Raw genomic sequence first — 21,424 nt, forward strand, 5'->3', positions numbered from 1 at the left:
TACTTTTAAAGTTTTACAAGCTTTAAATCTTTACATATTTCTTTCATTACTTCACTAGGGTCTACATCTAATGCTAAAGCAATAAGATAAAGTTCATCAACTTTCAACTTTGTTTTTTTATTATTAGATAACTCACTTAATCTAGTTTTACTTAGCCCAGTTTTTCTAGCAACATCTGAACGATTTACTGATTTTCTTGACAAATACAAACCTAATTTAGTCATTTTTATCTGTTTTTAAGACTATAAATTTATAAAATAAGAAATATCTATCCGATTTTCTAAACTTCAAATTTAAATATTGTCCGAATATAAGAACATTTGTTCTGACTATTGAATATTTTGGTTAGATTTTCCATTCCACACATCACGCTTCCCTCCTACGTCGTCGCATAATAAGTGTTCCATTAACATTGTAGAGAAACATTTAAGAAGAAAAAAATAAGAAAAAGTAGAAGTTTAAACTTCGCTTTTGCCAAAGCAAAGTTGCATAACGCAGAACATTATAGTACAAATATATAGTAATTTCTGTATAGCCGTTTTTCAGGCTATTTATACATAATTGTAGATATAGTGCCTTTAGGTCTATATCGTCAACAATTATGTTAAAAGAAATTACGGCTAATTAACTTGTAGATTTATTAATAGTGTTATAAATGCAAAAATTTTACAACCCATTATTTTACAAATATTTTCCTGCTCTTAAAAAATTAAATTATGTAAAAAAAAATGCCATGACCATAAGTTAAATGATTGTGGCATTTTAATAAACTAAAATTTAAAATAAGACTTATGGTTTTTCAAACATTGTTTTATCAATATTTATTCCAAATTTTATATTGGTCCAGTTTGTAATTGTATAGTTGTTATCCTTAGGCTTTCCTTCCCAAGTTGCAGATACATATTTACGCTTTGAAGGTATCTTGATACCATTTATTGTTTCATAATCAAATGTCATTAAATTAGGCTCTAAAAGTCCAAAAGCTACAACTGTAAACAAAAATTGGTCTATTGTTTTAGTTTCTTTGTTAATATATAGTATGTAAGTATCTTGTGCATCACCTACTGTGTCGCCAAATGTTATTTTTACTCGATTATAATCATTTCCATTTACTTTTTGGTCTGAAAGTTTTTCATAGTTTACGCCATCATCTAATAATTTGAAAAACATAGAGAACCAATAATAATTGGTTTTTCTAAGAAATCGTGCAACGCCATTTGCTTGTTGGTCGTCCGATACTTTTCCGTCAAAAGTTACCCAAGCATCTTTACCATTGTATCCTTCTATAACTTTACCATTTGCGCCTGTTAAACTGTGTGTTTTATAAGATGCATGAGATAACTCACCATCAAAAACATACGTTTCGTGTGCAATTAAAGTTGTTGCGCCTTCTCCTGGAGGGGTGCGATACTCTAAATCATATTCTACAGAGCCTAAGTTATAGAAGTTTTGTTTTCCGCCAATGGCCTCTATTGCTTGCGCTACCAATTCTTTTCCTGTTTGCGCACTTGCTATACTAGAAATTACTACTAATACTAATGTGAAAATTATTTTTTTCATTTTAATGGTTTTTAATTAAGTGTTTTATATTAAGAATTTATTTCCATTTGATACTACAACCAATACTAGGTTATTGGTCTACAAAAACTTTTTTATTCACTACTATAGCATCTACAGTTTTAATAATAAAGCTTCTAATGTTTTCGACCATCTATATAACTCAACGCCCTTTTTTTTGATTAGAATTTATATGGTGTTTTGTCATTTTTAAATAATTGAGTTTCAAAAATACAATTATAAACGAACAATCTATTATTATGTAAAAACTTAGCTAATAAGTATAAGCTATATAGTTTAATATTTTTAAAATAAAAACTGCTTATATGCGAATATAGCTCCACAAATCAAGAATCCTTTCCTTTCTAATTATATTTCATTTATTTTACTAAGGTTGCCACACAGTTTGTTAAAATATAATTAAAGTGTTCTATGTCATCGGAATTTAATTTTAATGTACCAGTTACAGAAATAATGTCGTCTGTTTTAAAGGTTTGATTAGATAAAAATTTAAGCTCTATAGCTGTTTCCGGCCCTCCTACACCACAAAAAAAACAGGAAGACATTGGACCTTTTGATAAGATATAAATTTTGTCTTTGGGATCTATATTTAAGAAATACCCTAATATAGTTATTTGTTTACTTTCTAGTTCTTTAATAGACGCCATAAATTTTGGATACAAAAAATATGCATCATATTGTGAAAAATATTTTTCTGTAAATTGTACTTTAGACAAATCTTCCCAAGTTATCTTTTTTTGACTAGTGCAAACACTAGTAGAAAGAAGAATAAATAATGCTAAAATTTTATTTTTCATGGCTTAAAATAGTTGAAATATTCATTTTTAAAATAGGGTAAACAGCCAATAGGATGGATAACAAAACTGCTATAAGCACCAACTTCAAGGTTAATAAAATGTCCTTATATGCTAAGTGATTAAGCACAGCATATTGATAATTTTGCTCTAGGGTTCCTAAAAGATAGTATAAACCTAAATTTGTTAGTGTAATTCCTAATATAACGGCAAAAAGTGTAATAATAAGGCCTTCGTAAGCAACGATTTTTATTAACTGTACGTTACTCGCGCCATAAGTTCGTAAAAGGGCCAAATCAAATGAGCGTTCTGTTATCATTTTATATAAACTAATAAAAATAGTTATACCAGAAACAACTAGAATAAAGTAAGCGATCCAAGATAATGTGTTAAAGCCAACCCCCGTGTATTGGTTTAACTTTTCTAGTTCGAACTTTGGTAATATAGCCTGCATATTGGTCTGGGTATTTATCTTTCTAGGCAGCGTTAAAAGTGCAGATGGCTTTCTAGAGGTTAGTAGCAAAGATGTTATTTCTTTGCTATTATAGCCTTTTTGGTCGTGATCATGTTCTTTATCTATACTTTCTTCATGATGATGCAACTCATTTTCCAACTCTACCTCGTGCGTATGCACATTCCAAACACTTTCTAAATTTGTAACAATTAAACGATCTATTACTTTTTGTGTAGGTTTTAATATGCCTACAATTGTAAATGTTTCATTATGTGTTTCTATAGCATGCTCCATAAATCCGTGAGAACTTAAAAATGTATCGCCAATATTTAAATCTAGCCTTTTGGCAATAGAGTTTCCTAGCACTACTTCCATCGTATTTTTTATGTGTCTCCCTTCTTGTAATTCACTATTATAAAGCGCCAAAAATGCTTTTGTTGTTCCAACAATTCGAAATCCTTTGTAGTTATCACCATAAGAAATAGGAACTGCCGACTTAATTAAAGGGTTTTTTGCTAGTTTAAGCGCATCTTCGTACCGTATATTTCCTGTAGGACTGTCTAAATGTAGTACTGATGCTAGTACCAATTGCAACGGACTTCCTTTTGCACCAACAACTAAATCTATCTCTCCTAAATTATTATCCATTTGATACTTAAAAGACGTTTTTAATTGTTGAACTCCCAAAAGCAAGGTAAAACTTAATGTTAAAGTAAGAATACTTAAAAGCGTGTATAATGGTTTTGATTTAAGGTTTTGTAAACTAATCTTCCAGATGTTCATAACGTAATTGCATTTTTAAAGAATGGCTTTACTCTATGATCGTGCGTAATAACAATTAAATGAGCATGTGTTTGTTTGGCTTGTTTAACAAGTAGTTCCATAACGATTTTGCAATTATTATCATCCAAACTAGACGTGGGCTCATCTGCCAAAATAACTTTTGGTTTATGCACTACCGCTAGTGCAATAGCTAAACGTTGTAATTGACCTTCACTTAGTTCATTTATGTTATTATTTTTGCAATCTTTTAGTCCTAATTGATTTAGTAGATTGTTAATATCCTCTATATTTACAGTTGTTTTACTAAAAAAAAGGCGAGCACTTAAATTTTCAATAACGTTTAATGTTTTAATAGCATAACTTTTTTGAAAAACAAGTCCGACTTCTTGTCCTCGAAACGCATCTAGTTTTCTTTGAGTTAATGTATTTATTGGAACACCTTGTATAAATATTTTACCTGTAACTGGTTTTAATAAACCGGATAAAAGGTGTAAAAGTGTCGTTTTGCCTACTCCAGATTCACCTAATATAAGTAGATTTTCATGAGTTTTTAAATTTATATCGGGAAATCTAAGCGCTTCTAATTGTTGCGTATATTTGAATGTTAAATTTTCTGTTCGTAACATATTAATTCAGAATTTCTATAAGGCTATAGGCCATTGATCTTGCGTTGAAAATAGTTGGTTTTTCCAAAGTTCAATTTCTGTATCGTTTAGCAAGCAAGCTTCTAAATTAGCAATCATTTTATCTATTTCTAAATGTTGTCCAATAAAGACCAGTTCTATTTTTCTGTCACCAAATAGAACATGCCAATCACTCTCAATTTGTTCTTGATTTTCAGAAAATGCTGCATAGTTAATGCGTTCTGCTAAGGGCATAGAAGCCCACCATACACCTGCACTATCCGCTTTACAAGACCCTCCTGCCGAACTCCACAATAGTGCTTGATTAGACCTTGAGGCTAACCAAAACAACCCTTTACTTCTAATAATATTTTGTGGAAAACTCTCGTTTAAATAGTTAAGGAAACGCTCCGGATGAAATGGCCTTTTACTTCTAAAAACAAAAGAATTTATTCCATACTCCTCGGTTTCGGGAACATGTTCATTTTCTAATTCCTTTATCCAACCTGCCGAGGCTTCTGCTTTTTCATAATCAAATAGCCCTGTATTTATAATACTATTAAGCACAACTTTTGATTTACTCGTAGTTATAATGGAAGCTTCTGGGTTTAGTTTTTGTATAATGGCGTATAATTCTTCTACTTCACTCTTTGAAACTAAATCTATTTTATTAATAATAATAACATTGGCAAATTCTATTTGGTCGGTTAATAAATTTACAATTGTTCTATGGTCACCTTCTATGTTTGTTAGTGCTCTTGTTACTAAATAATCTGCACTAGAAAAATCCTTTAAAAAATTAAATGCGTCTACTACTGTTACCATAGTATCTATATAGCTAAATCGACTTAAATCTATTTTTCCGTCTTCACTTTCAAAAGAGAAAGTTTGTGCCACCGGCACGGGCTCACTTATACCTGTACTTTCAATTAATAAATAATCAAATTTATTTTGTAATGCTAACTTTTCTACCTCTATCATTAAATCTTCGCGCAGTGTACAGCAAATACAACCGTTAGACATTTCTACTAACTTTTCTTCGGTTCTAGACAGTGTGTTTTCATTTTCTATCAATTGAGCATCAATATTTACCTCACTCATATCATTTACTATAACGGCTACTTTTAGCCCTTCTTTATTGTGTAAAATATGATTTAATAATGTAGTTTTTCCTGCTCCTAAAAAACCACTTAACACGGTTACTGGTAATTTTCTCATGTTTATATTATTTTTTTTCTAGGCTAATTTTAATAGCATGTTTTAAAAGGTTAGGCGTACTACCTGGTCCTATGGTTAATAGTTTAGAACCTGTAATTGGAATACCATTAAATGGGCGTACAAAAACTTCTCCATCAGGGTTTCTTTCAAAATAAGTATAGGTCTTCTCTCCATCTATTATAGTACATCCTTTTACCCTAAGTATACTTTTAGGTAGTTCTGCACAAATGCTATATATAGCTTTTGAACTTGGTAAATTTGGTAAATCTGTAGAGCAAGAAGACCAATGTGCCTTTTTATGATCTAGTTTTTTTACCGTATTACTACTAGACTTAAGCTCTGGAAAAAGAGTTACATCTAAATTTTCTAAATGCATTAGTTTACCTGTTGGATTATATTTTTTTATATCCTCTATAACAACTAACTCTCTTTGTTTTGTAACTTTTTCGAGATGTGTTAGTATAATTAGAGAGGATATTTGAATTTGATTCCTTTCTAGTTCGTTATGTTCGCCCCTACGCTGCCAATTATTAACATCTACTACAGATATTTGAATAGGTGGTAAATACCTTTTAAGTAATCCTACCCCCAAAAACTCCATTAAAGAGCATGCGTCTGTTGTACCGTTTGCTTCAATAAGGGTTATTCCATTTAAACGCTCGGGAAGTTTATTTACAGTATCACGCAACTCCATGATTCCGGTACAACAAATACAACTACCACTTAATGCCTTAATAGCTTTTAATTCTAATTTATTAGATAGTTGTTGAGCATCAATATTAGCATTTTCATAATCATTAAGAATAACAAAAGGATCCCATCCTTTATCAATAAAACTACTTATCAAAAATTTTAATAATGTAGTTTTCCCTGCACCTAAAAACCCAACTACTGTTATAATGGCCTCCATTAATCACTTTTTTTATTTTCTAAAACAAATTACTATTTACCATATAGTTTTTAATTAGATAAACAGCTATAAACCTTTACATTATAAACAAAAAAGGTATTTATATTATGTTTTCTATTTTATCTAGTTTATTCATCTTTTCAATTAAATTACCTTTTATAGCTACTACTGCCGATTTTGGAATATTGTCTTTATCAAAAGGCCACGTACTAGTTGGATTTTTTATATCTTTCGTTTCTTCTCCTGGGTGTTGTACACTTAAAAATAAGGTTTTACCATCTGGCGAAAACCAAGGCCCCGTAAGTTCTGCATCTCTTGGTGCACTGGCTACTCTAATTACTTTTCCGGCATCTTTACCGTATCTTGGAATTACAAATAAACTATTGTTTTTAAAAGGAAAGTAAGGCTTATCTTTTTTATTCATTACGTTTCCAGACATATCTGAGGTCATCCATAGGTTACCTGATAAATCAAAAGCTAAGTTATCAGGGCAAGAAAAACCATTAGCTTCTCCTCCTGCTTTATATGTTACTGCTTTAAATGTTAATGCATCAAACGCACCATTGGTTTCTTCAATTTTAAGAATAGAACCATGAAAATCATTTTTTGGTTTATTATTTGTTAACGTAACAAAAATATTTCCTGTAATAGGATCTATTTCAATATCTTCGGGCCTATTTAAAGGTGTAGCTCCAATTATTTTTGCAGCTTCTCTAGCTCTTATGAGTACTTCAGTTTGATCTTTAAACTTATTTTTTAACAGAGGCTGGCTTGCCCAATCTAAAGGTAACCATTTTCCTTTTATGGTATTGGCAACATACAAAGTACCATCTTTTAAAGAACCAGGTTTCGATGATACAAATTTGTATAGGTGCTCGTTATTTTTATCGTCTCCGGTATATGCAACAACGCGCTTATCTTCTAGTTCATATAATGTACAACATTCATGCGCAAATCTGCCAAGCGCAATATGCTTTTGGGCAGAACCGTCTTTTGGATTTACCTCTACCACCCAACCATAATGTTCTGGCGGATAATTATAAAATTGTTCCCAACCGTAAGCATGACTTGGTATGTGCTTAGGTATATTTTCTTCATTATATATAGTTTCACCAAAAAAACCATCGTAGTTTTCTTCGCAAGTAATAAATGTTTTCCACGGTGTTATACCTCCAGAACAATTAGCTAGAGTTCCTACTACTGTACTTTTTCCTTTAATTGGCGTATCCCAATTTAGCTTTATAGTTGTTTTTGCTGTAATTCTTCTATTACGATGGTCGTTCTTTACTATACTCCATAAACCATTTTCTTCTTTAATTCGAACAATGGTTCCACCAACATTATACATTTCTTTATCAACCTGATCTTTAGTTTTATGTAGTGAAGGGTTTTTATATTTATTAGCATCAAAGTTGGAAACAAATAGCGGGTTTACATACTCATGGTTTACCCAAAGTAAGCCATCATTGGGATTATTGTCATCGAACGGAATAAAACAAGTAAAATCATTATTGAATCCAAACGTATCTGTATCATTTATCGTATCGCCCCACTTAATGATGGTGTGATAGCTAAGACCGCTAGCTAATATTAAATTATCTTTGTTAGATGCAGGAATACCTCTTAAAATTACGGATTTCAATACATCTAATCTTTCATTAGGTATTTTTATAAATTCATTGGAAGGGGTGCTTATACTACCACAACTCACTAAAAATTTAGGAAAAACAACAGTACCAAGGCCTACTTTCCCTATAAAGGAAATGAATTCTCTACGATTATAAGACATGTTTATTTTTTAATTAAATTGAAACTTTTCTTTGCATATTAAATTTGAATAGATAGGATGAAATTTATCTTCACTTTGATTATAAATCTTACCCTTAATAATTATTTTCTTTTGTAATAAAAGAGGTTTTAAATCTAAACATAACTTATTTATTTTATGATTTAAATAATAAGAGAAAAGTAAATGTTTGGAGTAATTGTTAGCCCAATATTTAGAATGTTGTTTTTGTTTTTCAATATTTTTATGTAGTCTTTTTAACCCTACTATATTTTTAAAATATTGACTTTCTAACGCATCTAAAATAATTTTATTTTCGTTAGAGAGTATAAAATATATATTACTAATATTTTTGGCAAGTATTAGTTGCTCAAGGCTTTTCATTGTTTCTTCATCTGTAGAAAATGTATTACCCAAAGAGGTGTAAAAATAATTATCGTAACTATATACTGTATTAATTAGGTATTCTAAATTATCGGTAGGACATAAAAGAAAAAGACTATTTTGCATTAAAAAAAAGTATAATTATTTGAATTGATGTAGCACATTTCTATAAGTTTTTAAATGCTTCGGTTTCTAGAATAGATACGGATTCAAAATTATTTGGTTTTTCTGTATTTACAACATCAAAATTCCTAACATCTACATAGTCATTAAATTCTTCACTAGTGTTAATAATTACGCCTCCAAGCAGAAAAATTCTTTTACATGAGAATTCTTTTATACTCATTTTTACTAATTGTTTTATTTGCTTATCTATAGCGATATAAGTATAATCTGTAATGGCCTTTTTGGGATTTTCTGAATTAATAATATCATGCTTAAAAGGCATTAATGACTGCTCCAATTGAATTTGTTGATAATCGTAATACACGTTTTGAGGTACATAAATTGGTTCTTCGTTTTTTTTTATAAAACGTTCCAAAGCAAGCATTAATGCTCCACAACTATTTGTTAAACGCGATTGGCCTATTCTACGCATACGCCCCAATTCTCCCTCATCTGTAATACCAATATGTGGTCCGTAAAAAATAAATGCATCTCCACCATCTGGAATATGATGAGAAAAAGCTACCATACCTGTAAATCCAGAAAAAGGTAGCCCACCTAGCCCCCCCATGGTAAAAGGTCTACTTAATACTTTACGAAAATCTGTCGAAACGTTTACATCATCTGAGCATACAGAAGTGGCGAAAAGCATTTTTTTTAAATCAGATTTATACTCTGTTTCTAAAAGAGATAAATAACTTTCTGTTATTTCGGTACCAGTTTTAGCATTTGGATAATGTTTGTTTACCGTTTCTTTAATTTTCATAGTTATTTACGTTTTAGTATTTTATAGTTGGTCTCCTTGCTTTAAAGCACTAAAGAATTCTGCTCTTACTTTGGTTTTATTAAATTCCCCATCATATTCCATAGTTGTTGTAAAACTATCTTTATCTTTTATTCCTCTAGAAGATACACAAAGGTGCTTAGCGGTAATCATTACCATAACATCCTTAGTGTTTAAAATGCCTTGAAGATCTTTTAATATTTGTAAAGACAAACGTTCTTGAACCTGTGGCCGATGCGCGTAATAATCGACTAAACGATTAATTTTCGATAACCCAATAACTTTACCTTTTGGTATGTACGCAATATGTGCATGTCCAGTAATCGGTAAAAAATGATGTTCACAGGATGAATCTATAGTTATATTTTGTTCAATAAGCATTTTTTTATATTGGTACTTATTTTCAAAAACCGAAAGCTTAGGCTTGTTTTTGGGGTTTAGTCCGTAAAATAATTCTTTTACATACATTTTAGCAAAACGGTATGGCGTACCAGATAAACTATCATCAGTTAAATCCAAACCTAGCTCTTCCATTATTTTAGCAAAATGGTATTGTATATTTTCTATTTTTTCATCGTCACTTTTATCAAACGCATTGGGGGTTAAAGGAGTTTCTGTACTTGAAGATATATGATTATCTCCTAAATTTTCTATTAAGTCTTTATTCATTTTTTACGCAACATTTATGGCTTTTACATTGGCAATATTTTCTATTATAAAGATGTAATATTACTAATGCTAGAGCGGGTATATATATGGCACTATCGGGTAACGAAAAAAACAGTAGTTTCTCGTTAAGAATTATTAACACTAGTAGTAACCAACTTAACCATAACATTGGTTTTATCCATTTTACCGCGGTGCTTTTTGTAGACCAGTAAATAGCAAAGAAGGAAATAATTAGAAATATATAGTCTATAGATTGCCACCACCATGGTGCTACTTCACAACACGTTACATTACAAGTCTGTACAATAAAAATAAAAGGTGTAGCTACGCAGTGTACTAGACATAATGCACTGGCAATGGTTCCTAAAATATCTGGTTTTTCCTTTAATACTATCATTAAATATATTCTTATAAACAACTTAGGCACAAATGTAGTAATAAAATTTATTAATGCAACTAAGTTGCATTATGTTTGTGTTGTGGGACTTAAAAGAAAAACAAAATCTGTTGAAACTATACTAAAAGAATTAAATGGAAGTACAGAAGCCATTTCTGTAAAAAAAATATGCAAAATCTTGAATTTAGGTTAAATAATACAACAATATATCGTGTACTCAATAAGCTAGAAGATAACGATATTTTTCATTTATTTATTGGTGCAAACAGATTAAAATGCTGCGCGACGTGCAACAATTATTCTATAAATAAGTATAACGACCTTCATCCTCATTTTCAATGTATGGTATGTGGGAAAGTAGATTGCTTAAGGTTTAAAGTAAAACTAACTAAATTAACTAATAGAAAAATAGACACCTCTAAATTTATAATAAAACGAAAATGCGAAACTTGCTATAATAAATTAAAAGTTATTTTTACAACTGGCTATCTTTATAACTAACTTAATACAATTCATTAATAATATTATACATGGTATAGGAATCTATCAATAATTTCAATTTAACCGCCATTAATAGATTTTATTTACAAATATTTAGTTATAAACATCATATTAAATCTCATGAAGCCATAATAACCCTTTATAAAAAACATATCAAAACATATTCTGTTTTTAATACTAAAATAAAACACCCAAGACTAACAGTCTTAGGTGTTTTTATATATTTAATTTGAGTTGTAAAGTTTAAGGCTACACCAAAAATATTATTTTAAATTTTCTAAGGCTTTACCTATTAAAGTGTCTCCAGAAATAATCTCGAAGGTTTCCTTATTTGGTGCATCATCGTGTAACGTTCTCACCAAAGTTTGCGCCACATTATCGCGAGATATTTCTCCTTGCTCATTAAGTGATTTTGATAATTTAATTTTACCATCACCAACGCTATTGGTTAAACTTCCTGGTCTTACAATGGTATAATTTAAAGGAGACGATTTTAAATATTCATCGGCATTATGTTTTGCTTTTAAGTAGTCTTTAAGCTTATCGCTTTTTTCGGGTTGGTCTGCTCCCATCGAGCTTAGCATTACAAATTTGTTGATATTCCATTTTGATGCCGCATCAATCATTTTTATTGCACCATCTTGGTCGATTGCTTTTACATTATTACCTCCAGATCCGGCAGCAAAAATAACCTTATCCATATTTTTTGCTGTATGCGATACATCCTGCTCTAAATCGCCCATAACAGTTTTTACCTGATGTGCCTCAAACTCGGTTTGCTGCTGGTTATTTCTAACCATAGCTACAGGTTCGAAATACTGTGATGCTTTTAATAATTGAACTATTTTTTTTCCTGTGGTACCTGTGGCACCTACTACTAATACGTTTTCCATTTGTTTTTTTTACAAGATGCCCATATTAGCCGTTAATGCTTGATGTATTCCAATAAAATGTTGACTCAAACGAATTTACATGGTCTGTTCTATAAGTTTTATAAGGGTAAATACATGTTGTAAAGCAAATAAAAGTCCGAAGCTAATAATACAACCTAAAATCTAGTAGTTTACACATTTTATAATGTCTTTGATGAAGTTCTTCAACCACATCTAGCATATTATCATCGTCGTTAAATAAATTAAAAAAAGCAATATCGAGATTTGAGCTAGTTATTCCGTTTGAAGCATAACCGTATCCCGAAATACCCCTTGCTCCTGTTATATCCAGAAAATACTGTGCTTCTTCTTCATCTAAATCTAAAACCTTGGCGTTCGAAAAATGTAAAATCTTGCCTTGTAATCGGCCTTCAAAGATTTCCGCAATTTCTTGTAAACTATAGTAATAATCATTTAAGCAAATACTATTAGCTTCACCTGTTATAACCAAATAAATGATTTCGTAGTCTTTAAAATTATGGTCCCCTAAAACCAATGCATTCAGGCTATCTTCTAAGCCTTCAATAGTATCGCATGTTTTATAAATACTAGCCACCCCATATTGCGAGGTTAATTGTGCTAATTTTTGCTGTGCTTCGGTAACGGTGTCTATGTCTACATCTTCAACCGCTTCTAAACAGTAAATAAAATAGTCGGTATCTATGACTTGGTTTTGAGGTAATTGTTCTCTTTTGTCTAACAAATTTCAGAATTTATAAAAGCTTTAAAACGTAAAATTAATACAAATGTTTCAATCTTAGCGTATTTAACTATTAGAGTTTGGGTTTTCTAAAATTTTTCTAATATGCTCACTATCCCAATGATTATCGTAGGCTACAATACCACGTTTAAAATCGTTTTCCAATAATTTTTCTTGTTGCTCTACTTCTTTTCGTGCTTTAAAAATGTAATCGTTGTCTCGTTTTGGCTCAGAGGCTAATCGTCTTAAGCTCGCTTCATCATACTTAATAAAATTATGCACTTGACGGTTTAACGTGTACTTTCTAAAGCCTAATTTATGAAGCGCATCGCTTGCTAAAGCTAAGGAGGTATCTAGGGTTTCTCTATAAATATTATTAACATCTAGGTTTAGCAACTCGTAAGCATCATACCTGTTTTTAGTACGCACCATAAGCTCAACATGAGGATATTTTTCTTTAACTATTTTCGAAATGGACTTTGCTACAGACACCTTGTTAGTGGCACATATAAGAAGTTTAGCTTCGGCAATTCCTGCAGATTCTAGTAAATCTAAACGCGTAGCATCGCCATAATACACTTCGAAACCCATTTTACGTAAAAAATCCACGCGGTTAGAATCGAAATCTAAAATTGTAGCTTCTACACCATGAGAACGCAAAAATCGGCCAACGGTACTACCAAAATGTCCAAAACCAACCAAGATAACTTTTTGTGATTTTGCAATATGATCCATAGGACGTTTTACCGACTCTTTAGTACCTATTTTAGGAAGAATTAAGCGCTCGTTTACCAAAGCCAAAATGGGTGTTAGCGACATAGAAACGGCCGTAACCACAAGCATAATATCCATTTGTTCTTGCGATAATATATTAAGCTGAAACGCGAAAGACAATAAAACAAAGGCAAACTCACCTACCTGTGCTAAACTAAACGCTAATAATACATTTTGATCTAATTTTAGTTTGAAAATACGACCAGTTATAAAAAGTACTAATGCTTTAATAACAATTATGGCTATTAAAATACCGCCAATGGTTAATGGGCTTTTTGCAATAACCACAAAATTAATAGAGGCACCAACCGCCATAAAGAAAAGACCGAGCAATAAATTTTTAAAGGGTTCTAGAGTACTTTCTAGTTCGTGTTTAAACTCGCTAGTGGATAATACAACACCCCCTAAAAAAGCCCCTAAAGCAGGACTTAAACCAACAAATTCCATTAAGTATGAAATACCAAATACAATTAAAAACGCGGCTGCTATTAACAGCTCTCTTACTCCTGTTTTTGCCACTTTTCGTAATACTGGTACAATTAAAAATTTACCCGCTACAACAATAACGACTACCGATAAAATAATAGCTAAGGTTTGTAAGCCAATGGGTAAACCTTCTATTAAAGTAGTTGTAGCATGTGATGCCTCTGCGCCTTCGCTATTAGACGTATTGGATAGCAATGGCAGTGCACCAATCATTACAATTACAATAATATCCTGAAAGAGTAATATAGAAAAAGAACTAGAGCCAAAGGTGGTATTCATTAACCCTTTTTCTTTTATGGTTTGCAAAGCAATGGCTGTAGACGACAATGCTACGGCCATACCAACAGTTAAAGCAACTTGCCATTGATACCCTAAAACTGCAAAAAACACGTAGGTTAATGCAACAGTTAAACCGACTTGTATACCGCCCATGCCCAGAATAGATTTTCTCATATTCCAAAAGTTTTTAGGTTCTATTTCTAATCCTATTAAAAATAGCATAACTACCACGCCAAATTCTGCAAAATGCATGATATCCTCGCCTTCTTCACCTATAAATCCAAAAACATAAGGCCCAATTAAAACGCCCGCCAATAAATATCCTATAACCGAACTTAAACCTAAACGTTTAGCCAACGAAACACAAATAATGGCTCCGGCTAAAAAAACAATAGCTTCAAACAATAAACTTCCAGACATAAATTAAACGGTTAAAATTTCTAAATCGTTAAGAAAAAAGCAATTTGATAACCGCGATGCGTTAAAATCACCTTGAAGTAAATCGATAAGCTGTTCGTATTGGTTAGCGTAATTTAATAGGTCTGCATCCGATAAATTATGCGTTCCCATTACTGTAAACGGTGGTAAATAACGCATACCACATAAGTTGGCAGTTTGCTCAAAAGGTCTTAAAAACTCATTAATTGTAAACGTGTTGTACCCTTCGGAGCAGTACACATCGCGCGACCCACCCGTAGTAATTACATTAAAAATAGTTTTGTTATGAAGTACTTTTCCATTTGGTCCGTAAGCCCAATTAAACTCCAAAACCAAATCTTTCCATTGCTTTAATATGGCAGGACTACTGTACCAATACAAGGGATGATGCCAAATAATAACATCGTGTTGTACCAATAATTCTTGTTCGTGCTGTACATTAATATGGAAATTGGGATAATGCTCATATAAGTCATGAAACGTTACATGGGCTTTATCCTTTAAGCGTTCAATTAAAGCTGCATTGGCTCTAGATTTCTCAAACTTTGGATGAGCAAAAAGAATAAGTACTTTTTTCATTGGCATTTTAGTTGATTCTTAAAACTTTAACTACTTATAATGGATTCTGTTAAAGTTAATAATGCATTAATTTTGTCTGTGTTGTAAGCATCTGGATGCGCATTTGCGTACATACCTTTGTCATTATCAAAGTATGTACCCGATTGTGTTTTATGACGTTCTGACACGGCAAGGTCATATAAAATATCTGCACCCTTATCGGCTGGCGACCAATGCTGACCATAGGCCTCGTTTGCCATTTTAGTATTTAAAAGTGACCCTGGATTTACCGCTAAAGTAATAATATTAGGATGATTTTTAGCAAAGCTGAAAGACCACATCGTTAAAGCCAACTTACTTTGAGCATAACTTTCGCTTGAGTTTACAGTAGCATCACCAGTTAATACGCCTTTTTGAACTTTTGATTGTGCTGCCGAACTTAAATTTACTATACGCGTATGGTTTCCTTTTTCTAATATAGGCAATATACTTTGCGTTAAAAGATAGGGTGCTAAATAATTAACTACCATTCTGTAATCTAGTCCGTTTTTTGCAAAAGTATCTTTAGTTTTAAGGACACCTGCATTATTAATAAGTATATCTAATTTGGGTAAATCGTTTTTTATATCTGAAGCCATTTGTTTTACAGCCAATAAATCTGAAAAATCGGCAACATAGCCCTTAATGTTTTGGTTTTTTGAAGCCTCTTTTAGTTCTGAAATAGCACTATTTAACTTAGCTTCGTTTCTTCCCTGAAGGTATATGTCGTGCCCTTCTTTTGCTAGTTTTAATGCGGTAAGTTTTCCTATACCGTCTGTACTTCCTGTTATTAATATCGTTTTCATTTCTTCTTTTTTTATATTGAAACGTCATTTCGAGTGTCTGCTATAATCGCAATGCGTATAACTAGTATCGAGAACTACCTTTTAAAAAGCTCTTGATACATTTCCCAAAAAAATTGAGAACACTCAAACTGACGTTTAGTTTTTATTCTAATATATCTTAATTTTTAAAACGGTGCAACGTTATCTTTAGGACCATCTGGCAAACTCCATCGTTGGCGAGCCGTAACGCTTTCTAACGCAACATCTTTAATGGAGTCGCTGCTAATATTTCCGTAACTGCTCGTACTGCCACGTGGTATTTGCATACGGTCTCCGTATAACCACACCACTAAATTACTACGTTGTCCGCTTGTAATTGGATGTGTTGCATGTGGTACATTACCTCTGTGGATGATGGATTTACCAGGCTCGAACTTTGTTTGAACTGTTTTACCAGAAGCTTTATCATAAAAATCGACTTCAGATCCTTTAAACGTTTCATCTGGTAAGTTAATATTAATATTTAAAGTTGCTGAAGATGCATCGGTATGCGCGTGTAAATCTTTGTCTTTATCTGGATTGTATTGTATTGAAAATCCAAAAGTCTGATTATCATAACCGTAGGTTCCCAATAGCAAACGCGCTATCGGACGCATAAAACGGTCCATCATATCGCTATAAAAGGCTTGAAAATTAGGTGCTGCCAAATGCCCTTCAGAACGAGGATCTAACATCATTCCATATCGGTTTAACTGTATGCCATAAGGCGCACGTTTTGGTACTCTTGAGTTTGCCACAGCTTCTAAATAGTTGCGAAAATCCGCTAAACGTTCTAAATCAAAAAACTGTGCTACATAAACACCAGGTATAACTTCTTCCCATAAATTGGCAACAGCAGATTCTTTTTCAGGGTTTTCCCAAGCCTCTTTAATAGCCTTACGTAAACGTGGATCAAGCAAAGTTTCGTCAGGAACTAGTAAAGCGTCTTTGTTCTCTATTTCCCACTCCGCCCAAGCAGCTTCTAATAATTTACGGTTTTCATTCCAAAATTGAGAAACAGAAGGATCGCGTCTTAATGATAATTCTCGTGATGGTACTTCTAGAGCACGTGCTTCTGCAAGTGCGTTTGTATATTCTATTGTTTTCATAATTATATGTTTTAAATATAGCTACTGCTATTATTGTTATTATTTACAGCAAAATTAAGCACAAATACCTGTTTGTTTTTGGTAGTAAAATTGGTGGTTTTAGTAAAAAACAAGGTTTGACTTTGTTAAAAAGAAAAATGCCTCAATTTTGAGGCATTTAACGCTACTAATCAACATAAGGATACATTGCAAATCCTTATTCAATTTCGTTCTCCACGACTATTTTACCAATAGCTTTTCCGCTTTGTAAATGTGCGTAAGCATCACCAACTTCTTCTAACGAAAACTTGTTTTCATCTACTATTGGCGTTAAATGTCCTTCGTTAGAAATTTCAGCTAAACGCTCTAAAATAGTACCGTGTTCATCTCTTTTAAAATTATGTAACATTGGTATTAGCATAAATACCACGTGTAATGATGCTCCTTTAAAATGTAACGGCGTTAAATCTAACTCACATAGCGACACCGTAGTTGAAATGTGTCCGTTTAAGGCAACAGCTTCAATAGAATTGTTAAGGTTTGCTCCACCAACAGTATCAAAAACCACATCAAAACCACCATCGGTATATTTTGCAGTATAATCGGCTACTTTTTCCGTTTTAAAATCGATGAAGGTTGCTCCAAATTTTTCAACAATTTCTTTTTGATTATCACCAGTACCTGTCGCAAAAACTTCTGCTCCAAAATACTTTGCCAACTGTACCGCTAAATGACCAACACCACCTGAACCACCGTGTACCAGTACTTTCTGATCTGCTTTTACGCCTGCTCTAGTTAAACCTTCGTAAGCTGTAATAGCTACTAATGGTAAAGCTGCAGTTTCGCGCATTGTTAAGCCTTTTGGTTTGTGCGCTACAAGGCTGCTATCTGCTACAATATATTCCGTTAAGGTTCCTGGTAAATCGGCTAATCCGCCAGCACAACCGTATACTTCATCGCCTACTTTAAAACCTTCTACCCCATCGCCAACAGCTTCTATAGTTCCTGAGAAATCCATGCCTAATAAGGCTGGTGTTGCTGGTGATAATGGTAAATCGGTTCCCATATTCTTAATCATAGTGTCAATCGTATTTACACTAGATGCCGCTATTTTTACCAATACGTGATTTGCTTTTACTGCTGGTTTTTCAATTTCAGTTGCCGTAAATGTTGCATGTTCTCCGTAACTGTTTAATAACATTGCTTTCATATTTAATCTTCTTTTATTTTTCGTTAATCGTTATTCGTTAATTGTTAATTGTTGTTTGGTTTTCGCTGTGCGTTATACGCAAAAACTGAAAAGCGATTGGCGTAAAGCATGTTGCGAAAGGTGCTCAGGGTTTTTAATTTACTTCTTGAATATCCATTACCATTTGCTCCCAGTTCTTTTGATTATTATGGTCAAACTGAGTGCCGTTTTCATCGGCATAGGTGAATCTTTTTATGGCTGGTGTTCTACTTGTTGCTTGGAACAATTGGTAGGCTTCTTCTTTTAAAGCCTCTTTAATTGGTAAATCTATAGACGCATAAACCGCACGTTTACTAGCTGCAATAGAGTCTGCAGGAAATTTAGAAATACGTTCTGCCAAAGCATCTACATAAGGTCCTATTTCATCTGCATTTAATGCTTTGTTAATAGTTCCGAACTTTTCAGCTTCGTCTGCATCCCAATTTCTAGCTCCTAAGATAATTTCTAGGGCTTTTCCTAATCCTGTTTGTCTTGCCATACGTGAAGCGCCACCACCACATGGTAAAATGCCCATACCTACTTCCATTTGCATAAATTTGGCTTTACCTCTTGCTGCAAAACGCATATCTAGTGCCAATGCCATTTCGTGTCCGCCACCTCGTGTCAAACCTTCAATTTTTGCTATGGTTGCTTGTGGCACGTTGCTCAATCTTTCTAAAATAGATTGTAGGTCTAATAGCTGAACTTCGTTTCTTGGCACCGCTTCTGTAGACATATCCCTAAGTAAATTGGTATCATAATGACATACCCAATATCCTGGATTTGAAGATTCAAAAACAACGACTTTAACGCTTCTATCGCGCTCTAATCGTAAACAAAGACTACTTAAGTCTGCTAGCATTTCTTGTCCTTGTACATTTACTGGACCGAAGTTAATATCAACGGTTAAAATTCCACCTTTTTGCTTTGCTGTAAATGTTTGAAAATTCTTGTAGTCCATAATCTTGAGTTTTAAGTTATTTTTTTGTTGTGTTATAATTACAAGACAAAGTTACTTAGGCACTCAAGCTTTGGGTAAGTAAAAAACCAAGGGGTTTTGGTAAAAAATGAGGTAAATGGTAATTTTTTAGGTAATACTAGCTTTAAAATCGCCAATAGTTATCCCTTTATAGCTTTGAAAGGTCTTATTTAAATGACTAGAATCTGTAAAACCAAGTTCGGCAGCAATTTCGGAATATTGCAAATCGGTATACTTTAATCGGGTTTCTACCAATTTTAATTTATAGTTGATGATGTACTTTTTTAAGGACACATCGGTGTGCTTTTTAAAATACTCACTAATGTAATTATCTGCCATATGAAATTCTTCTGCTAAACTTTTAGTAGTTAGCAAGTCGGAATTGTAAATATTGGCGTGGATAAAATTGATGATTTGCTGAATTTTAGACGATTTTACCGCCTTTATAGAATCGGAAGTATTTATAAACTGAATGTTTCTAGCTATTAAGTGAAGAATAACCGATAATGAATTTTGAATGATGAAGATATCGAAAGATTGTTTGTTTAGGTATTCTGTAGCAACCATATTTACTAAAGCGACCAAATGCGCACGATCTGCTTCGGTTTCAAACTGCATTTCACGCAACTCATGGCTTTCACTATTTAGAATTTCTTCAATTTTTCGAAACCAATTATTAACCGGAAGCGTTGCATTTTGCAGCGTTGTATTTCTAAAAAAACTTTTTAAAAATTTTACAGCGGTTACAGTAGTTGAAGTTTCTGCTTGTATAATATAAATATCGTCGGGTATAAACACGAAAATACTATTATCTGAATACGCTACCGTTTTACCATTAATTTTTATGGTTCCTGAGCCTTCTTCGAAATAGACGATTTCAAAAAAACGAATGGTTGTGTACTGGCAAAACTCAAAAAATGTTTGTTTTTTATATTGCGCAATCACAATGTTTTCAATAATCGTTCTAGCCATCTTTTTTTTATAAAGTTACAATATATATAAAATAGAAAAAGCCATAAAACTGTGACTTTTTCCTGCTATTAATCAATAATTAGGGATTCAACTATTAATCAACTTATTTTGAAGTCACTTTGTAGTTTCCATTACTTCTAATATAAATAACCGTTTCTTTTTCTACTGAAATGATTGACGTTGCATTTTCCTCAGCACCAAAATAAGATGGTGCATTTAATTCCTTTTTAGTTTCTTTTTTAGAAAACTGATGTGAAATTCCTCCAGAAATAACCACAGCTCTAAAATTAGGACTTAAGTTTTTAATTTCCCCACTGAAACCTGCAGGTAGTTTTAATAGTATTGCATGTAGTTGATTTTTTTCATGACTTCCCCATAGAAAGGCGGTTTGCACATTACTCTTTTTAGAAACCCATTGGATGTCGTTGGCATTTAACCAAACCAAGTTTGTTTTATCAACGTTAACTGGTCTTTCACCATTATCGAAAGCTTCCGCTGTGGGCTTAACCAAATACGGACCTTCTTGAATGTCTAAAAACGCCATATTTTCGTTATCATCTGCAGCAGTAATATGTGCTTCGCCTGCTGGTTGTTGCCAATAGGAACCTGCTGGTAACCATTGTTTCTCAGCATTCTCATCGTCATTATGCAATAAACCTTTAATAACTACACCGCGATACGTAATGTTGTGAATGTGTGGTGGTGATGAAAATCCTTTTTTGAATTTTACTAAAAAACCTGCGGGTTCGTTTTTAGTACGATCTCCCCACAGTTTTCCTGCCGCTGGACTTTTATCGCCTCGTAGCGGGTTTAACCAACCCCATTCTACGTTGTCTGCGGTTACTACTTCGTTTACAGACTTAATATTATCTGTTGTTGGTGTTTGTGCGTTTGTATATGCCGTTGTTGCTATTGCAAATGCAAGTAGTAATGTTTTTTTCATTTTGATATGGTTTATTTTTTCTATTCATATTGTTTTAAATTACTAAGTATTGAATGGCAATCGTGTTCCCAAATTCTCGATACTTTTTTATTTCCATGCTATTTCAATAAAAACACTCGAAGTGACATTTATAATAAT

General features: G+C 32.6%; 24 protein-coding genes. 2 read left to right on the plus strand and 22 right to left on the minus strand.

The window, feature by feature from the left end; genetic code table 11:
• Positions 1-5: 5 nt before the first annotated feature.
• The 12 genes from BMY96_RS14770 to BMY96_RS14825 all read right to left on the minus strand — a co-directional run bounded on the left by BMY96_RS14770 (position 6) and on the right by BMY96_RS14825 (position 10,545).
• The gene (locus BMY96_RS14770) at positions 6-224 is read right to left on the minus strand and encodes a helix-turn-helix domain-containing protein (RefSeq protein WP_092853574.1); all 219 of its coding nucleotides are present in this window, start codon (positions 222-224) and stop codon (positions 6-8) included.
• Positions 225-789: 565 nt separating this feature from the next.
• On the minus strand, positions 790-1,560 hold the full coding sequence (locus BMY96_RS14775) for a DUF6503 family protein (RefSeq protein WP_092853576.1): 771 nt from the start codon (positions 1,558-1,560) through the stop codon (positions 790-792).
• A 377-nt stretch (positions 1,561-1,937) separates the two neighbouring features.
• Positions 1,938-2,375: a hypothetical protein gene (locus BMY96_RS14780; protein ID WP_092853579.1), complete on the minus strand. Its 438-nt coding sequence runs from the start codon at positions 2,373-2,375 to the stop codon at positions 1,938-1,940.
• Entirely contained in the window at positions 2,365-3,609 is a 1,245-nt protein-coding gene (locus tag BMY96_RS14785) for an ABC transporter permease (RefSeq protein WP_092853581.1), read from the minus strand. Before BMY96_RS14785 ends, BMY96_RS14780 begins: the two co-directional genes overlap by 11 nt.
• Complete coding sequence (locus BMY96_RS14790; protein WP_092853583.1) at positions 3,606-4,235, minus strand: ABC transporter ATP-binding protein; 630 nt, start codon at positions 4,233-4,235, stop codon at positions 3,606-3,608. The genes BMY96_RS14785 and BMY96_RS14790 overlap by 4 nt, the downstream gene beginning before the upstream one ends.
• Before the next feature lie 15 nt (positions 4,236-4,250).
• Positions 4,251-5,450, minus strand: a complete 1,200-nt coding sequence (locus BMY96_RS14795; protein WP_092853585.1) for a GTP-binding protein — start codon at positions 5,448-5,450, stop codon at positions 4,251-4,253.
• A 7-nt stretch (positions 5,451-5,457) separates the two neighbouring features.
• On the minus strand, positions 5,458-6,360 hold the full coding sequence (locus BMY96_RS14800; RefSeq protein WP_092853587.1) for a GTP-binding protein: 903 nt from the start codon (positions 6,358-6,360) through the stop codon (positions 5,458-5,460).
• A 100-nt stretch (positions 6,361-6,460) separates the two neighbouring features.
• Entirely contained in the window at positions 6,461-8,149 is a 1,689-nt protein-coding gene (locus BMY96_RS14805; protein WP_092853588.1) for a PhoX family protein, read from the minus strand.
• A gap of 9 nt (positions 8,150-8,158) precedes the next feature.
• Positions 8,159-8,656: a hypothetical protein gene (locus tag BMY96_RS14810; RefSeq protein WP_092853590.1), complete on the minus strand. Its 498-nt coding sequence runs from the start codon at positions 8,654-8,656 to the stop codon at positions 8,159-8,161.
• 40 nt (positions 8,657-8,696) lie between these two features.
• Complete coding sequence (locus BMY96_RS14815; protein WP_092853592.1) at positions 8,697-9,461, minus strand: hypothetical protein; 765 nt, start codon at positions 9,459-9,461, stop codon at positions 8,697-8,699.
• Positions 9,462-9,482: 21 nt separating this feature from the next.
• Positions 9,483-10,148 carry a GTP cyclohydrolase I FolE gene (gene folE / locus BMY96_RS14820; protein WP_092853594.1) on the minus strand — a complete coding sequence of 222 codons (666 nt, stop codon included), beginning with the start codon at positions 10,146-10,148 and terminating at the stop codon, positions 9,483-9,485.
• Positions 10,141-10,545, minus strand: coding sequence for a MerC domain-containing protein (locus tag BMY96_RS14825; RefSeq protein WP_092853596.1), 405 nt, complete (start codon positions 10,543-10,545; stop codon positions 10,141-10,143). Before BMY96_RS14825 ends, folE begins: the two co-directional genes overlap by 8 nt.
• On the opposite strand from BMY96_RS14825, the gene BMY96_RS16060 reads away from it, so the two are divergent.
• Together BMY96_RS16060 and BMY96_RS16235 are read left to right on the plus strand one after the other, a co-directional pair.
• Positions 10,505-10,738: a hypothetical protein gene (locus BMY96_RS16060; RefSeq protein ID WP_092853598.1), complete on the plus strand. Its 234-nt coding sequence runs from the start codon at positions 10,505-10,507 to the stop codon at positions 10,736-10,738. The genes BMY96_RS14825 and BMY96_RS16060 overlap by 41 nt on opposite strands.
• Positions 10,714-11,046 (plus strand): transcriptional regulator, encoded by a 333-nt coding sequence (locus BMY96_RS16235; protein WP_139205271.1) that lies wholly within the window; start codon positions 10,714-10,716, stop codon positions 11,044-11,046. The genes BMY96_RS16060 and BMY96_RS16235 overlap by 25 nt, the downstream gene beginning before the upstream one ends.
• 263 nt (positions 11,047-11,309) lie before the next feature.
• On the opposite strand, the gene BMY96_RS14835 is transcribed toward BMY96_RS16235, so the two are convergent.
• From BMY96_RS14835 to BMY96_RS14880, 10 genes are all read right to left on the minus strand, one after another.
• Positions 11,310-11,939: an SDR family oxidoreductase gene (locus tag BMY96_RS14835; protein ID WP_092853600.1), complete on the minus strand. Its 630-nt coding sequence runs from the start codon at positions 11,937-11,939 to the stop codon at positions 11,310-11,312.
• A gap of 142 nt (positions 11,940-12,081) precedes the next feature.
• On the minus strand, positions 12,082-12,681 hold the full coding sequence (locus tag BMY96_RS14840) for a DUF6642 family protein (RefSeq protein ID WP_092853602.1): 600 nt from the start codon (positions 12,679-12,681) through the stop codon (positions 12,082-12,084).
• Between the two features lie 63 nt (positions 12,682-12,744).
• Positions 12,745-14,637, minus strand: coding sequence for a monovalent cation:proton antiporter-2 (CPA2) family protein (locus tag BMY96_RS14845; protein WP_092853604.1), 1,893 nt, complete (start codon positions 14,635-14,637; stop codon positions 12,745-12,747).
• A gap of 3 nt (positions 14,638-14,640) precedes the next feature.
• Positions 14,641-15,234 (minus strand): NAD(P)H-dependent oxidoreductase, encoded by a 594-nt coding sequence (locus BMY96_RS14850; protein ID WP_092853606.1) that lies wholly within the window; start codon positions 15,232-15,234, stop codon positions 14,641-14,643.
• A 26-nt stretch (positions 15,235-15,260) separates the two neighbouring features.
• Positions 15,261-16,058, minus strand: a complete 798-nt coding sequence (locus BMY96_RS14855; RefSeq protein WP_092853608.1) for an SDR family NAD(P)-dependent oxidoreductase — start codon at positions 16,056-16,058, stop codon at positions 15,261-15,263.
• 164 nt (positions 16,059-16,222) lie between these two features.
• On the minus strand, positions 16,223-17,185 hold the full coding sequence (locus BMY96_RS14860) for a 2OG-Fe(II) oxygenase (RefSeq protein ID WP_092853610.1): 963 nt from the start codon (positions 17,183-17,185) through the stop codon (positions 16,223-16,225).
• Between the two features lie 196 nt (positions 17,186-17,381).
• Positions 17,382-18,374: a zinc-dependent alcohol dehydrogenase family protein gene (locus tag BMY96_RS14865; protein WP_092853612.1), complete on the minus strand. Its 993-nt coding sequence runs from the start codon at positions 18,372-18,374 to the stop codon at positions 17,382-17,384.
• A gap of 133 nt (positions 18,375-18,507) precedes the next feature.
• A complete protein-coding gene (locus BMY96_RS14870; RefSeq protein ID WP_092853614.1) occupies positions 18,508-19,353 on the minus strand; it encodes an enoyl-CoA hydratase/isomerase family protein in 846 nt (281 codons plus the stop codon).
• A gap of 126 nt (positions 19,354-19,479) precedes the next feature.
• Entirely contained in the window at positions 19,480-20,343 is an 864-nt protein-coding gene (locus BMY96_RS14875) for a helix-turn-helix domain-containing protein (RefSeq protein ID WP_092853616.1), read from the minus strand.
• A gap of 103 nt (positions 20,344-20,446) precedes the next feature.
• Positions 20,447-21,286: a DUF4437 domain-containing protein gene (locus BMY96_RS14880; RefSeq protein ID WP_092853618.1), complete on the minus strand. Its 840-nt coding sequence runs from the start codon at positions 21,284-21,286 to the stop codon at positions 20,447-20,449.
• Positions 21,287-21,424: the final 138 nt, after the last annotated feature.

Source organism: Algibacter pectinivorans, assembly GCF_900112595.1.
In the GTDB taxonomy this organism is placed as follows: domain Bacteria; phylum Bacteroidota; class Bacteroidia; order Flavobacteriales; family Flavobacteriaceae; genus Algibacter_B; species Algibacter_B pectinivorans.

Coding starts and splice junctions, on each gene's coding strand:
- BMY96_RS14770 (WP_092853574.1), bottom strand. CDS start 224: ATGACTAAATTAGGTTTGTATTTGTCAAGAAAATCAGTAAATCGTTCA.
- BMY96_RS14775 (WP_092853576.1), bottom strand. CDS start 1,560: ATGAAAAAAATAATTTTCACATTAGTATTAGTAGTAATTTCTAGTATA.
- BMY96_RS14780 (WP_092853579.1), bottom strand. CDS start 2,375: ATGAAAAATAAAATTTTAGCATTATTTATTCTTCTTTCTACTAGTGTT.
- BMY96_RS14785 (WP_092853581.1), bottom strand. CDS start 3,609: ATGAACATCTGGAAGATTAGTTTACAAAACCTTAAATCAAAACCATTA.
- BMY96_RS14790 (WP_092853583.1), bottom strand. CDS start 4,235: ATGTTACGAACAGAAAATTTAACATTCAAATATACGCAACAATTAGAA.
- BMY96_RS14795 (WP_092853585.1), bottom strand. CDS start 5,450: ATGAGAAAATTACCAGTAACCGTGTTAAGTGGTTTTTTAGGAGCAGGA.
- BMY96_RS14800 (WP_092853587.1), bottom strand. CDS start 6,360: ATGGAGGCCATTATAACAGTAGTTGGGTTTTTAGGTGCAGGGAAAACT.
- BMY96_RS14805 (WP_092853588.1), bottom strand. CDS start 8,149: ATGTCTTATAATCGTAGAGAATTCATTTCCTTTATAGGGAAAGTAGGC.
- BMY96_RS14810 (WP_092853590.1), bottom strand. CDS start 8,656: ATGCAAAATAGTCTTTTTCTTTTATGTCCTACCGATAATTTAGAATAC.
- BMY96_RS14815 (WP_092853592.1), bottom strand. CDS start 9,461: ATGAAAATTAAAGAAACGGTAAACAAACATTATCCAAATGCTAAAACT.
- folE (WP_092853594.1), bottom strand. CDS start 10,148: ATGAATAAAGACTTAATAGAAAATTTAGGAGATAATCATATATCTTCA.
- BMY96_RS16060 (WP_092853598.1), top strand. CDS start 10,505: ATGGTTCCTAAAATATCTGGTTTTTCCTTTAATACTATCATTAAATAT.
- BMY96_RS14825 (WP_092853596.1), bottom strand. CDS start 10,545: ATGATAGTATTAAAGGAAAAACCAGATATTTTAGGAACCATTGCCAGT.
- BMY96_RS16235 (WP_139205271.1), top strand. CDS start 10,714: ATGCAAAATCTTGAATTTAGGTTAAATAATACAACAATATATCGTGTA.
- BMY96_RS14835 (WP_092853600.1), bottom strand. CDS start 11,939: ATGGAAAACGTATTAGTAGTAGGTGCCACAGGTACCACAGGAAAAAAA.
- BMY96_RS14845 (WP_092853604.1), bottom strand. CDS start 14,637: ATGTCTGGAAGTTTATTGTTTGAAGCTATTGTTTTTTTAGCCGGAGCC.
- BMY96_RS14850 (WP_092853606.1), bottom strand. CDS start 15,234: ATGAAAAAAGTACTTATTCTTTTTGCTCATCCAAAGTTTGAGAAATCT.
- BMY96_RS14855 (WP_092853608.1), bottom strand. CDS start 16,058: ATGAAAACGATATTAATAACAGGAAGTACAGACGGTATAGGAAAACTT.
- BMY96_RS14860 (WP_092853610.1), bottom strand. CDS start 17,185: ATGAAAACAATAGAATATACAAACGCACTTGCAGAAGCACGTGCTCTA.
- BMY96_RS14865 (WP_092853612.1), bottom strand. CDS start 18,374: ATGAAAGCAATGTTATTAAACAGTTACGGAGAACATGCAACATTTACG.
- BMY96_RS14870 (WP_092853614.1), bottom strand. CDS start 19,353: ATGGACTACAAGAATTTTCAAACATTTACAGCAAAGCAAAAAGGTGGA.
- BMY96_RS14875 (WP_092853616.1), bottom strand. CDS start 20,343: ATGGCTAGAACGATTATTGAAAACATTGTGATTGCGCAATATAAAAAA.
- BMY96_RS14880 (WP_092853618.1), bottom strand. CDS start 21,286: ATGAAAAAAACATTACTACTTGCATTTGCAATAGCAACAACGGCATAT.